Genomic DNA, 13,157 nt, shown 5'->3' with positions numbered 1-13,157 from the left:
CGGATTTTTTCGGCAGAGATCACCGTCACGCAAAGGACCTCGTTCATGGAATCGATTCGCGACATCTTCAAGATCGGCCACGGGCCGTCGAGCAGCCATACGATGGGCCCCCGCAAGGCCGTCGAGCAGTTCCGGGCACGCCATCCCGAGGCGGCCGGCTTCACCGTGATTCTGTACGGAAGCCTCGCGGCAACCGGGAAAGGGCATCTGACCGACCAGGCCATCATCGATGCCTTTCGCCCGACGCCGGTCGAGATTCTCTGGCAGCCCGACACCATTCTGCCCTTCCATCCGAACGGCATGGAGTGCATCGCCCGTGACGGCGACGGACATGAGCTCGACCGGTGGCGCGTCTTCAGCGTCGGCGGCGGCTTCCTGCGCGAGGAACATTCGCACGAGGTCGCGCCCGTGCAGGTGTATCCGCACAATTCGATGCACGAGATTCTCGAGTATCTCGACGAAAACGGCATCTCGTTCGCCGACTACGTGAAGGAGCATGAACCGGCCTCGATCTGGGACCACCTCGCGAGCGTCTGGGAAACGATGAAGGCGACGATCCAGCGCGGGCTCGAGGCCGAGGGCGTGCTGCCCGGCGGCCTGCGCCTGCCGCGAAAGGCCGGCATGTATTTCACACGGGCCCGTCAGCAGAACGATCTGATGCAGAAGATCAACCTTGTCTTCGCCTATGCGCTGGCGACTTCGGAAGAGAACGCCGCCGGGGGCCAGGTCGTGACCGCGCCGACGTGCGGCTCGGCCGGAGTTCTGCCGGCGGTGTTGTATCTCCTGCAGCGTCTCGATCACCTGTCGGATGCCCGCATCGTCCGTGCCCTGTCGGTCGCGGGGCTGATCGGCAACCTCGTGAAGACGAACGCCTCGATCAGCGGGGCCGAGGTCGGCTGCCAGGGCGAGATCGGCACGGCCTGCGCCATGGCGGCGGCCGCGGCGTGCAAACTCTGGGGCGGCACGCCCCCGCAGATCGAGTATGCCGCGGAAATGGGCCTGGAACACCATCTCGGCCTGACGTGCGACCCCATTGGCGGGCTGGTGCAGATTCCCTGCATCGAGCGCAACGCCATGGCCGCGGCTCGTGCCATCGAGTGCGCCAGTTACGTGCTGATGTCGGACGGCCGCCACCGCGTCTCGTTCGACCAGGTCGTCGCCACGATGCGCGAAACCGGCATGGACCTGCAGAGCCGCTACCGCGAAACGGCGGGCGGCGGCCTCGCCAAACACGTCGACGGCCTCATGCGCCGCTGCCGCCCTCTCGAAAAAGTCGTCGGCTGACGTTTCATATTGTCGACCGTCGGGGCGGGTTTGAAACCCGCCCCGACATCCGTGACAGGTGTTGAAAAACCGATTTTGTGTGGTTGACCGGGATGTAGGAATGGGATACCACATGGGGAGCCGATTATCGGGGGGTGTTCCATGAGCGTCACGACCGTTTCTTCTCATTGCCATCTCATTTCGACCGAGCTCAGCCTGCGCCCGGCGCAGGTCGAGGCGGCCGCCGCGCTGTTCGATGAAGGCGCGACCGTGCCGTTCATCGCGCGATATCGCAAGGAGAAAACGGGAAGCCTCGACGAAGTCGCTCTCCAGACGATCCGCGACCGGCTGGAACAGCTCGCCGAGCTGGACAAGCGGCGCGAGTCGATTCTCGGCTCGCTGACCGAGCGCCAGCTGCTCACGCCGGAGCTCGAATCGGCCGTCCGCGGCGCCGCCACGCTGGCCGTGCTCGAAGACCTGTATCTGCCGTACCGGCCGAAGCGGCGCACCCGGGCCCAGATGGCCCGCGAACGCGGCCTCGAGCCGCTGGCCAACCACCTGCTTCTCCAGGAACCGTCTCTCGATCCGATGCGTGCCGCCGAAGCCTATGTCAGCGCGGAAAAGGGCGTGGCCGGCCCGGAAGAAGCCCTGGAAGGGGCCCGCGACATCATCGCCGAGTTCGTCAGCGAGCACGCCGAGGCCCGCCAGGCCGTGCGCGCCTACTTCGCAGCCTTCGCGCTGATCGAGACCTCCGTCGTGAAAGGCAAGGAAGAGGAGGGCGCCAAGTTCCGCGACTGGTTCGACTGGCGCGAGCCCGCGACAAAGGCCGCCGGGCACCGTCTGCTCGCGATCTTCCGGGGCGAAAACGAAGGCGTGCTCAAGGTTTCCGTCAAGCCGCCGGCCGACAAGGCGCTCGGCATTCTCGGCCGCCGCTTTCTGAAGAACACCGGCAAAGCGTCGGAACAGGTGCGCCTCGCCCTCGAAGACGGCTACGACCGGCTGCTCGCCCCCTCGCTCGAAACCGAGCTTCGCGCCGAGTTGAAGGCGCGTGCCGACGACGATGCGATCGCCGTCTTCGCCTCGAACCTGCGCGAACTGCTGATGGCCGCCCCGCTCGGCCAGAAGAACGTGCTCGCTCTCGATCCCGGCCTTCGCACCGGCTGCAAGCTGGTCTGCCTCGACCGGCAGGCCGCTCTGCGCCATCACACCGTTATCTACGTCACCGGAAGCGATCGGCAGCGCGAGGAAGCGGCCGCCACGCTCAAAGACCTGTGCGCGCGTTTCTCGATCGAGGCGATCGCCGTCGGAAACGGCACCGGGAGCCGCGAAACCGAGTCGTTTCTGCGCGGCTTGCCGTTTCTGAAGCAGATTCCCGTCGTGATGGTGAACGAGAGCGGCGCCTCGGTGTATTCGGCTTCGGAGGTCGCCCGCACCGAGTTTCCCGACCAGGACGTCACGGTCCGCGGCTCGGTCTCGATCGGCCGGCGCCTCATGGATCCGCTCGCCGAGCTCGTCAAGATCGACCCAAAGTCGATCGGGGTCGGTCAGTATCAGCACGACGTCGACCAGAAGAAGCTCAAGCGCGGCCTCGACGACGTCGTCACGAGCTGCGTGAACGCCGTCGGCGTCGAGGTCAACACGGCCAGCGCCCCGCTCCTGACCTACGTTGCCGGCGTCGGCGCCCAGCTGGCGGGCAACATCGTCGCCTGGCGCACCGAGAACGGCCCCTTCACGTCGCGGGCCGACCTGAAAAAAGTGCCGCGGCTCGGCCCCAAGGCATTCGAGCAGTGCGCCGGCTTCCTGCGCGTCCGGCAGAGCGCCAATCCGCTCGATGCGAGCGCCGTCCACCCCGAGCGATATGCCCTCGTGAAGCGGATGGCCGCGGACCTCGGCTGCGCCGTTTCCGACCTGCTGAGCCGTCCCGACCTGCGCGGTAAAATAGATATCAATAAATACATTTCAGACGACGTCGGTCTGCCCACGTTGCGCGACATCATGAGCGAGCTGGAAAAACCCGGCCGCGACCCGCGCGCGGGGTTCGAAGCCTTTTCCTTCGCCGAGGGCATTCACAAGATCTCGGATCTCAAACCCGGCATGAAACTGCCGGGCATCGTCACGAACGTGACCCGGTTCGGCGCCTTCGTCGACATCGGCGTCCACCAGGACGGCCTGGTTCACATCAGCGAGCTTGCCGACCGGTTCGTGCGCGAACCGTCCGAGGTCGTGAAAGTCCAGCAGAAAGTCACCGTCACCGTCCTCGAGGTCGACGAAAAACGCTCCCGAATTTCCCTCTCGATGCGCTCTCATCGCGAGGGAAATCGGAAGAGTGAAGCTTGAAAGAGGACAGGGCGGCTGTCAGGAGACGCGCTTCCAGGGGATGATCTCTTCGAGCGTTTCGTGAAGAACGGTGTCTTTGGCGATCTCGAGGTCATACCATGACTGGAGATTCAGCCAGTATTGCGGCTCCATATCGAAAAACCGACCGAGACGCAGGGCGGTATCGGCGGTGATCGCCCGCTTTCCGAGAACGATCTCGTTGATTCGCCGGGGCGGGACGCCGATGCGCACGGCAAGCCTATACTGGCTGATATTCATCGGCTTCAGAAAATCCTCGAGCAGAATCTCCCCGGGATGAACCGGCGGCACTGTTTTTTTATTTTTCGTCATATTCACACCTCGTATTGCACCCGTATCAAAACCGCTCAGTGATAATCGACAATTTCGACATCGAGGACATTCCCATTGTTCCAGCGGAAACAGATTCGCCACTGATCGTTGATTCGGATACTGTGTTGCCCCTTGCGGGGTCCTTTCAATTCCTCGAGACGATTCCCCGGTGGGATCTTCAGGTTATCGAGACTGACGGCAGCATGAAGCTGAAGTAATTTTCTCAGCGCAATACGCTGAATCTCCGACGGAATCCGTTTCGAGCGGCCCCGGTTGAAGATGATTTCCGTTTCTTTCGAGCTAAAACTCAGAATCATTCACGCTCCCAGAAGCATAACGCTTATCGTTAATATAACGCCCTGCGTTCACATTGTCAAGGATTCGGTCCGGCGTGGCTCAAGTAATGGCTCCCGGATGCCGATACAGATACCGGATTCTCTGTATAGGAAGGGGGCGGCGTGCGTACGGTCACATCGCGGAGATTGGGGCTGGCGGTCGTTCTGGCGATCGCCGCCGTCGTCATCCTGATGTCGGGGTGCACCGAACGCAGCCCGCTCGTGCCGGTGACCTACATCGATCCGTCGGGGGCCTCGTTCACCCCGGGAAGCCAGAGCGTCGGCTCGACCGCGATCGTGCTCACGACGCCGGCGACGACCGTCGTGAAAAACGAAGACACCGGCTTGTTCGATCTCAGCGGCATGGTCTACGACTCGATCTCCGGGAAGGGAGTGCCGAACGTGAGCGTCACGGCAAGCCCTTCCTTCAACGTCAAAACGATGACCAACGGTCGGTTTTATCTGTCGGGAATCAGTGCAGGACTTCATCAGATCAGTTTTTCTGCCGCCGGATACGAGGATTTCTCCTACGCGTTCACGCTCAGCACGTCGGGTGCAATTCAGCCTCTGCTCGATGTTTTCCTTGCGAAAAAGACCTTTTCCCTGACAGGGAGGGTCGTCAGCAAGGACGTCGCAGCCACTCCCGTCGAAGGAATCGACGTGACGGCCGAGGAGATCGGCGGCGCAAAACTCGGCACCACGATCACAACCAGCACGGGTGAGTTTTTCCTGTCCCGCATCCCCGCCGGGCTGTACAAGATCGGAGTCGGGGCGAAATCCGACGGCAGCTACGAGCAGTGGGCACAGGTTGAAGTGTTCACCAACGGCACGACCCAGCCCGCGAACATCAGCGTTTCCGTCATTCCCCGCAGTTTCTCCCTCCAGGGATACGTCAAACTCGACACCACCAAGGAACCTCTCGGCGGCATCCGCATCTCGTTGTCCCTCCAGGACAGCGTTCTGACGAAGCAAACGCAGACCACGTCCGAAGGCCTTTTCTCTTTCATCGGCCTTCCGTCCGGTCTGGTCATTCTCTCCGCTCAAGGCGAGGGCTTCCGCACCGCGACCTCCGTCGTCCAGATAAACGAAGACGGCTCGAAGTCTCCGGCAACGCCTACGATCTACCTCACGCGGGTTTCCGCCAGCACGAATGCCGTGGCAGTGCGCGGCAACATTCGCGATGCGTATTCAGCCGGACCGCTGGAGTTCGTGACGATCACGCTCAAGGGATATGCAAGCACGATCACCGATCGATACGGGTATTTTTCCCTCGGAGAGTTCAATCCGGGTCAGTACACTCTCGAATGCAAGAAAGAAGGGTTCGATCAACTCGATGCGATCTTCACGATCAACTCGGACGGTCAGACGACCACTCCTTCGACCCTCAATTATTACATGATCTATACACAGGAAACCGGCTTCGGCTCGATCGTCGGACGTTACGTCCCAAAATCCGGCACCGAAGAAGGACTGCCGGTGGCAATCTACTCCATCTACGACTACACGCCTTCGTCCGGCGACACCGAGGAGCGGAACTGGGTGCTCAACACTCCCAAGACGCCGATCAAGGAAACGCGCACCGGAACGAACTTCCCTGGCAACGGTGCCGACGAGAGCGGCATTTTCAAGTTCACGCACATGCTGCCGACGACCGAGAACTCGAAATACCTGATCGTCGTCGGCGAAGACGTCGACTCGGCGACGGCCACGACCCCGATCGAAACGGTCAAGCATTTCATGATCGCCAGCGACACCGTCGATACGGCGCTGGTCGTCGCACCGCTCACGGCCGACGACCGCAAGTATTACTTCATCGCCGACGTCATCGCCGGCAAGACGAGTTTCGTCACGAACTACGAACAGGAGAACTTCTGATCGCATCGCGCAGGCGGAACGGGCGCTTCCTGTCTCTCGCGGGAATGGCGCTGCTCTGTTTCGTGTTCCTGCTCGCATTCGCACCGTCGTCGAGCGCTGCGAACGCGAGCGGCATCACCGTCGATGGCAGACCCGGTCTGCTCACCATGGCGATTCCGGTCGGCACGCTGACACACAGGCTCGAATACGCTCTTCGATATGGCCTCGCTGATGGGAACGTGCATATTCGCGGAAGGGACGTGAGCGAAAAGAAGGATGAAATCTGGGTGTCGGCAAACGCCCGGCTGCATCCGAACGTGTTGTTCGTCGGCACGTATCTCTCGACGAGCCGGGCGACGACCCCCTCGATCGCGGGTATCGACGGCATCACAGGCGTTCTGGCCGGCGGGGTTCACGTCGAGATTCCCGAGAACAACATGGCGTTCGGCGGCTCGTATGCAGATCTCTCGGCCGCCAACATGCAGCATCTCGACCTGTCTCAGCTCGAACACCTCCGACACGTGTATGTCACCGTGACAGATACTATACACAATAATATTCAAGGATATCTTCAGATCAAGCAGGCATATACGCAGAAATACACAGCCCTCTTTCCCGACGGCCGCAGGCGGACCATCGCCATGAAGCGCGCCATCATCGGCACGCTCGGCGCCGAGCGAGCGATGAAGAAGGGCGCGACGCTGTTCGGCGAGGCGCAGATCTTCGACGACTCGGACTTTCTGTATTACGGAAGCGACCACTACGCCGTGAATCTCGGCTATCGCATGAAGCGCAGCCGCTACACGCTGGAGCTGGCCGCTCGAAGCATCAACCAGAGCCCGACCTGGTCTCTCGGGGTCTCCGCCGTCCGCTGAATCTTCAGCGACGCGGAGAGCGCGTCAGGTGCGGGTGAGGAAAATCACCGCGGGGAGCCGGTTGAACATCCAGAAGCCGACGGGCAGGCCGATGACCGTGACGCAGCACAGGTAGGCCACGTTGATCCAGATCAGGGAAAGCCACCAGCCGATCACCACCAGCCACAGGAGCCGCAGAATCAGCGGCCACTGCGTCACCCCGCCGTGAAACACCTCGTTTTCCTCGAGCTGAAGTCGGTACCGGTCTTCCGGGTCGAGCTGCAGCGTCATGATCATGGGAATGCGGTTGAACACCCACAGTCCGAGCGGGATGCCGATGATCGTGATCATGCAGACCCACCCGACGTTGATGCAGACGAGCCCGACCGGCAGCCCGATGAAGACGAACCAGATGAGCCGCAAGACCAGAAACAGACACGAATCCATGGCCGGTTCCTTTCCTGCCGGGCTGGCATCCCGTGAAGGGAATGGTTTTTCATCGCCCGGCGGAATGATATGATACTCCAAGATTCGCATCATGGTTCGGAGAGGATGGCCCGTCATGAGAATTCCGCGTTTCGCGTTCCCGGCTTCCGTAATCCTGAGCGTTCTTCTGGCCGTCGCATCCATCGGAGGTGAACCCATGGCAAAACTCTGCAAATCAGAGTATTTCATCACGAGAGACCAGAGCCCCTGGCAGAACTATACGAACTCCTGGGCCGAGGAGCAGGCGGGAAAAACGATCGCGGCCGCAGATATAACGCAAGATATGGAATTCGTTCCGCACCTTGCGAGCTTCACCTTCGAAGGCACGCCGTTTCTCGCGATCGACCGAAAGAACAGGCGGGTGGTGGTTTCCAGCCGATGTTTCTCCGAACTCCGCCGTCCCGATGTCACGAACCTTCCCGCGGGGGAAGAGATCGTCATGGGCAGAATCCTCGCGGCGAACCTGCTCGAACGCGCGCCGGAACTCGTCGAGTTTTTGCTGGAGTCGCAACTGATCGAGACGTATCACCATCTCGAGGCATCACTGAAATGTATCGAGCAGAATAATACAAAAACCGCGTTCGCGGCCTCTTTCACGGGCCGACATGTGTATTACACGAACGACCGGAACGAAGCCTCGTTCGCCTTCCGTATCCGCATCGACAAAAAGACGGGCGAGATCACCCTCACCGGCCTCGCCCGCTGAAAATTTCGAAGCGAAGATATTTCGCGAGTGGAGGAAGGCTCCAGCCAAGCTTCAGCGGGGTGGTTTTTCCGAGGGGACGAACTTCAGGGCCACGGAGTTGATGCAGTAGCGGAGGCCGGTCGGTTTGGGGCCGTCGTCGAAGACGTGGCCGAGATGGGCGTCGCAGCGGGCGCACCGCACCTCGATGCGCCGCATGCCGAAGCTGAGATCGGCTTCGGCCTTGAGAACGGTCTGTGCGGCCGGGGCAGAAAAACTGGGCCAGCCGCAGCTCGTGTCGAACTTGTCGCCCGACCGGAACAGCTCGGCGCCGCAGCACACGCAGGTATAGACGCCGTTCTCGTTGAACTTCACATACTCGCCCGAGAACGGCACCTCGGTGCCGGCCTCCCGGGTGACATGATACTGGTCTGGAGTCAGGATCTTCTCCCACTCTTCGTTCGTTTTCACGACTCTGTCGTTCATCGTTTCTCCTTCGATCGTCGCCGGAGGTGTTCCCACAGGCGGCTCTCCGGCACTGGCCAGACCAGCGGAACTGGCGATCGCCACCGCCGCCAGAAATCCGAACCCTGCTTTCATATTTTGCTTTCTATTCATCACTTTTCTCCACTGACCGGCATGTCTCGTTCCATGACGCATTTCGAGAAGCCGCTTCATTGTACACGCAACGAAGGTCCTTGTCACAACCTCCGTCTTCAAGGCGTATGCATGAGTATCACTCGTGCCGGCAAGAGCGAACGTGAATCACCATGGCTGGGCGGTTCGCGAACCGCCCCTACGGTTCAATAGCGATTGTTTTTGTGTGTTCGTTCCTTTGTGGTGAAATTTTCTCTGTGTCTCTGTGACACTGTGGTGAAGGGGTCTTTGTGAGCCAGTTGTTGTGAAACCTGATGCGCTCGTCCTGAGCGTCTCTTGCCATGCGGGCGGCAAGGTGGTACACAAGGCATGAGGGAAACGAACCGGCGGAGAAGATGCCGGAATTTGGAAAGGAGTTCAGATGATGCTCATCATCCGTTCACGCGTTCTGATGTGCCTGGCGCTCGTGCTGACGCTCGTCTCGACGGCTGTCCTGGCGCAGGCCCCCGGAGAGAACCCCCAGGGACAGCTTCCGAAGCTGGCTTTCGAGAAATACGTTCTGCCCAACGGGCTGCAGGTGATCCTGCATCTCGACAAAAAACTGCCCGTCGTTCACGTAAACCAGTGGTTCCACGTCGGTTCGAAGAACGAGAAGCGCGGCCGCACCGGCTTCGCGCACCTGTTCGAGCACCTGATGTTCCAGGGTTCGAAAAACGCCACGGGCGAGTATTTCACCTGGGTCGAGCGCGCCGGAGCGAACCTGCGCGAGGGCGGCGTCAACGGCACAACCGGCAACGACCGCACCAACTACTTCGCGACCGTGCCGTCCGGCAACCTCGAGTATCTCCTCTGGCTCGAGTCCGACCGCATGGCCACGCTTCTCGACGGCCTCGACGAGGCGAAACTGAACAACCAGCGCGACGTCGTGAAGAACGAGCGGCGCCAGAGCTACGAGAACGCCCCCTACGGACGGGCCGGCGAATTGGCCGCCACCTACATGTATCCGCCCGACCACCCGTATTCGTGGCCGGTCATCGGCAGCCAGGAAGACCTCTCCGCCGCCACGCTCGAGGACGTGAAGGAGTTCTTCCGGACATATTATACTCCAAACAATATGTCGCTCGTCATCACCGGCGACTTCGATCCGGAAGAGGCGAAGCGGCTCGTGAAGAAGTATTTCGGGACCATTCCCTCCGGCCCGGCGCTGGCGCGGCCGGCCCGCTGGATTCCCGAACTGGACTCGGAGCGGATCGTCGAGGTCGCCGACCGCGTTCCCCAAACCAGAATCTACATCTGCTGGCACTCCCCGGCGTATTTCGGGCCGCAGGATGCCGCGCTCGACGTCGCGGCGGCAGTTCTGGCCGACGGGCTCTCCTCGCGCCTGAACAAGGCTCTCGTGTATGACCGCCAGGTCTGCACCGCTGTCAGCGCCTACCAGGACAGCATGGAGATCGCCGGCAACTTCTGCGTCGAGCTGACGCTCAGGCCGGACGCCTCCGCCACCGAGGCCGAATCCATCGTCGACGCCGAGATCGCGCGCCTGGCGAAGGAAGGCCCGACCGCCGAGGAGCTGGAACGGGTGAAGAACAAGATCGAGTTCGGCTTCGTTTCCTCGCTCGAAGCGATCGGCGGCTTCGGCGGCAAGGCCGACATGCTGAACAAATACAACACGTATCTGGGCTCGCCGGACAAGTTCGAAGCCGACTTCGAGCGGTACAGCACCCTGACGGCCGAGGACGTGCGCGCCGCGGTCGAGCGCTGGATCAACACCGACAAGCGGTTGAAGCTCCGCTTCCGGCCGGAGCAGCCCGGCGAGGTCGAAAAGATCGAACTCTCGCGGGAACAGCCCCCCGCGCTCGGCCAGGACCGCGACTTCACGCCGCCCGAGGTGAAGACGGCGAAGCTCGACAACGGCCTCGAGATTCTCGTCGTCGAGCGGCCCGAGCTTCCCAAGGTCGCCGTCGGCCTGACGGTGAAGTCCGGCAGCCTGTACGACCAGCCCGGCAAGCCCGGCAACGCGCAGCTGATGATGGCCACGATCGAGATGGGCACGAAGAGCCGCAAGGCGCTCGAGATCGAGCAGGCGATGTTCCAGCTCGGCTCATCGCTCAGCTCGGCTGCGGGCCGCGAGTCAGCCGGCATCTCGTTCGAAATTCTCAAGCGCAACCTCGTTCCGGCGCTCGAGATTCTCGCCGACGTCGCCCTGAATCCGATCTTCCCCCAGGAGGAAATCGACCGCGAGCGCAAGCGGATGCTCGACGGCATGTCGCAGGAGGAGAACGATCCCCGCTCGCTCGCCGGCCGGCTGCGGTCGGTCCTCGCGTTCGGCGCCGATCATCCGTACGGCTGGCCGGTGAACGGTTTCGCCTCGAGCGTCAAAGCGCTGACCCGCGACGATCTCGTCAAAATGCACGAAACGTATTGGAAGCCCGGTTCCGCCTGCCTGATCTTCGTCGGCGACGTCACGCTCGACGAGGCGAAAGGCCTCGCGGAAAAGGCCTTCGGCGCCTGGAAAGGCAAGCCGGCTCCCGCGCTCGCGCTTCCCGCCCCGAAGCCAGCCGCGACCGGAACGGTCTATCTGATCGACAAGCCCGGCGCCGTGCAGACGGTCGTGCTGCAGCTGATGCCCGGCATCAAGCGGGCTGATCCCGATTATTATCCGCTGATGCTTGCCGACGCCGTCTGGGGCAGCGGCGGGTTCGGCACCCGTCTGAACCTCAACCTGCGCGAGGACAAGGGCTACACCTACGGCGCCCGCTCGGCCCTCGCGTCGGCGAAGGAGGCGGGAAGCTGGTTCGCCTCTTCGTCCGTCCAGGGCAACAAGACAAAGGAGTCCGTGATCGAGTTCGTGAAAGAACTCGAAAACCTCGCCGGCAAGAAGCCCATCTCGGAAACCGAGCTGAAAGACGCCCGCGAAATGCGCCTCCGAGGCTACGCTCAGCGGTTCGACACGATGAACAAGGTCGCCGGCCGCGTGGGAGAACTGTGGGCCCTCGGCCTGCCGTTCTCGGAATTCGTTACCGAACTCGAGAAAACCCGCACCCTCGGCCTCGCCGACGTGAATGCCGCCGCGGCGAAATACGCCGGCAAAAACGGTTCCGTCCTGCTGCTGATCGGTGATCGCGCGAAGATCGAAGCCGGGATCAGGGAGCTCAAACTCGGCGAGATCGTCATTCTCGACGCCGAAGGCAACAAAAAGAACTGATCGAGCTTAACCGCCCTCTTGCGAATCCCCCGGCCGCATGGCCGGGGGATTTCATTTCTCGCTCACGTTCGTGCTGAGCCTGTCGAAGCACGAGAGGCTCTCGCCCCCTTCGGCAGGCTCAGGGCGAACGGCTGTTTTCATCCTGCAGGACGCGAGAGATTTCAGTCATTTCAGGGAAAGGTCGCCGATGACCTTGTATTGTTCGCCGTCGACGACGATGCGCAAATCGCGGTCCGGAAACTCGGCGGCGATCTCTTTCGTCAGCGTCTCGACCGCCTCGGTCTCGATGTTCGCGCGGGTGGAAGACGGAATATGGTCGAACGTAGCCAGCCTGACCCGGAATACATAGCCTTCACCATATTTCGACCCGAACCCGGCCGTGTAGCCGACGGTCAGATCGAATACTCCGTCGGCATCGCGGGTTGCCCCGGCTTCGTGGGGCGGGCGGTTGGGCTTCAGGGTGAAGCGGCCCGCATATTTCTGTTCCAGGTAGGCATCCGCGCGGTCGAATGCGGCGCGAAGCCTGGCTTCCCAGTTTTCGACGGTTGCGAGACTCATGGCAGGGCGATCTTGACGACGATTTTGCGGACCGTTTCCGGTGCGGAACCGGCCCACAGACCCGGCATGTGCGCGTCATCGGGGAACAGCACCGCGACCAGGCCCGGCCTGAGGAGGAAGAAGTCACCGTCGCCCTCGAGGACAGACAGATCGCGAGATTCGTCGTGAGAGACGAACCGCATCTCATGGAGATGCCCGAAGCCGAACCGTTCCGTTCCCGATACGACCAGCTGCACGTCGACATATCGACGGTGCGCCTCCCAGAAACCCTCTTCCACCGGTTTCGTCCGGTACTCGGCGACGGAGGCGTAGATGCGCTCGCCATCGATCGGATGACGGCCGGCCTCCAGCCTGGCGAGATTCGTCGTCCGGAGCCATTCGAAAGCCTGGGCGAGTCCGGGGAAAACGTGGGAATATTTCGTACAGATTTGCAGTGCGGCGACAATCATGGCATACTCCTTCGCGTGAGGGACAGTATGCCCCAACCGACACGCCGCCGCAACAGAGAAGAGATGCCGGCGGCTCTCTTTCCCGTTCTATCAGGCCCCGCCGAAGCGCGCCGTCCTGGCGCCGGCGGTGCACTTCCAGCGTCCTGCTGGTCGGCCCCGCCGAAGCGCGCCGTCCTGGCGCCGGCGGTGCACTTCCAGCGTCCTGCT

The 13,157-nt window shown here is 61.9% G+C and carries 13 protein-coding genes; 7 read left to right on the top strand and 6 right to left on the bottom strand.

Annotated features, from left to right (window positions below; all coding sequences use genetic code 11):
- Positions 1 to 45: 45 nt before the first annotated feature.
- Positions 46 to 1,284, top strand: coding sequence for an L-serine ammonia-lyase (locus tag PLU72_13455; GenBank protein ID HOT29186.1), 1,239 nt, complete (start codon positions 46 to 48; stop codon positions 1,282 to 1,284).
- A 141-nt stretch (positions 1,285 to 1,425) separates the two neighbouring features.
- Entirely contained in the window at positions 1,426 to 3,600 is a 2,175-nt protein-coding gene (locus PLU72_13450) for a Tex family protein (protein ID HOT29185.1), read from the top strand.
- Positions 3,601 to 3,618: 18 nt separating this feature from the next.
- Here PLU72_13450 and PLU72_13445 read toward each other — a convergent pair whose 3' ends face one another.
- Together PLU72_13445 and PLU72_13440 are read right to left on the bottom strand one after the other, a co-directional pair.
- On the bottom strand, positions 3,619 to 3,930 hold the full coding sequence (locus tag PLU72_13445; GenBank protein HOT29184.1) for a HigA family addiction module antitoxin: 312 nt from the start codon (positions 3,928 to 3,930) through the stop codon (positions 3,619 to 3,621).
- A 35-nt stretch (positions 3,931 to 3,965) separates the two neighbouring features.
- Positions 3,966 to 4,247 (bottom strand): type II toxin-antitoxin system RelE/ParE family toxin, encoded by a 282-nt coding sequence (locus PLU72_13440; protein ID HOT29183.1) that lies wholly within the window; start codon positions 4,245 to 4,247, stop codon positions 3,966 to 3,968.
- Between the two features lie 141 nt (positions 4,248 to 4,388).
- Here PLU72_13440 and PLU72_13435 point away from each other — a divergent pair, with 141 nt between their 5' ends.
- Both PLU72_13435 and PLU72_13430 read left to right on the top strand, forming a co-directional pair.
- Complete coding sequence (locus PLU72_13435; protein ID HOT29182.1) at positions 4,389 to 6,140, top strand: carboxypeptidase regulatory-like domain-containing protein; 1,752 nt, start codon at positions 4,389 to 4,391, stop codon at positions 6,138 to 6,140.
- A gap of 44 nt (positions 6,141 to 6,184) precedes the next feature.
- Complete coding sequence (locus tag PLU72_13430; GenBank protein ID HOT29181.1) at positions 6,185 to 6,994, top strand: hypothetical protein; 810 nt, start codon at positions 6,185 to 6,187, stop codon at positions 6,992 to 6,994.
- 24 nt (positions 6,995 to 7,018) lie between these two features.
- Here the strand turns inward: PLU72_13430 and PLU72_13425 are convergent, their stop codons facing one another.
- The gene (locus PLU72_13425; protein ID HOT29180.1) at positions 7,019 to 7,420 is read right to left on the bottom strand and encodes a YccF domain-containing protein; all 402 of its coding nucleotides are present in this window, start codon (positions 7,418 to 7,420) and stop codon (positions 7,019 to 7,021) included.
- A gap of 115 nt (positions 7,421 to 7,535) precedes the next feature.
- On the opposite strand from PLU72_13425, the gene PLU72_13420 reads away from it, so the two are divergent.
- Positions 7,536 to 8,165: a hypothetical protein gene (locus tag PLU72_13420; GenBank protein HOT29179.1), complete on the top strand. Its 630-nt coding sequence runs from the start codon at positions 7,536 to 7,538 to the stop codon at positions 8,163 to 8,165.
- A gap of 51 nt (positions 8,166 to 8,216) precedes the next feature.
- Here the strand turns inward: PLU72_13420 and msrB are convergent, their stop codons facing one another.
- On the bottom strand, positions 8,217 to 8,627 hold the full coding sequence (msrB, locus tag PLU72_13415) for a peptide-methionine (R)-S-oxide reductase MsrB (protein ID HOT29178.1): 411 nt from the start codon (positions 8,625 to 8,627) through the stop codon (positions 8,217 to 8,219).
- A 532-nt stretch (positions 8,628 to 9,159) separates the two neighbouring features.
- On the opposite strand from msrB, the gene PLU72_13410 reads away from it, so the two are divergent.
- Positions 9,160 to 11,943: a pitrilysin family protein gene (locus PLU72_13410; GenBank protein HOT29177.1), complete on the top strand. Its 2,784-nt coding sequence runs from the start codon at positions 9,160 to 9,162 to the stop codon at positions 11,941 to 11,943.
- Positions 11,944 to 12,108: 165 nt separating this feature from the next.
- Here the strand turns inward: PLU72_13410 and PLU72_13405 are convergent, their stop codons facing one another.
- Together PLU72_13405 and PLU72_13400 are read right to left on the bottom strand one after the other, a co-directional pair.
- Entirely contained in the window at positions 12,109 to 12,501 is a 393-nt protein-coding gene (locus PLU72_13405; GenBank protein HOT29176.1) for a hypothetical protein, read from the bottom strand.
- Complete coding sequence (locus PLU72_13400; protein ID HOT29175.1) at positions 12,498 to 12,950, bottom strand: YhcH/YjgK/YiaL family protein; 453 nt, start codon at positions 12,948 to 12,950, stop codon at positions 12,498 to 12,500. The genes PLU72_13405 and PLU72_13400 overlap by 4 nt, the downstream gene beginning before the upstream one ends.
- 27 nt (positions 12,951 to 12,977) lie before the next feature.
- Between PLU72_13400 and PLU72_13395 the strand changes: the two genes are divergently transcribed.
- A partial coding sequence (locus PLU72_13395; protein ID HOT29174.1) for a hypothetical protein occupies positions 12,978 to 13,157 on the top strand: 180 nt, incomplete at its 3' end.

Source organism: Candidatus Ozemobacteraceae bacterium, from assembly GCA_035373905.1.
Taxonomy (GTDB): Bacteria; Muiribacteriota; Ozemobacteria; order Ozemobacterales; family Ozemobacteraceae; genus MWAR01.
This window is presented reverse-complemented; position numbering and strand designations above follow the sequence as displayed.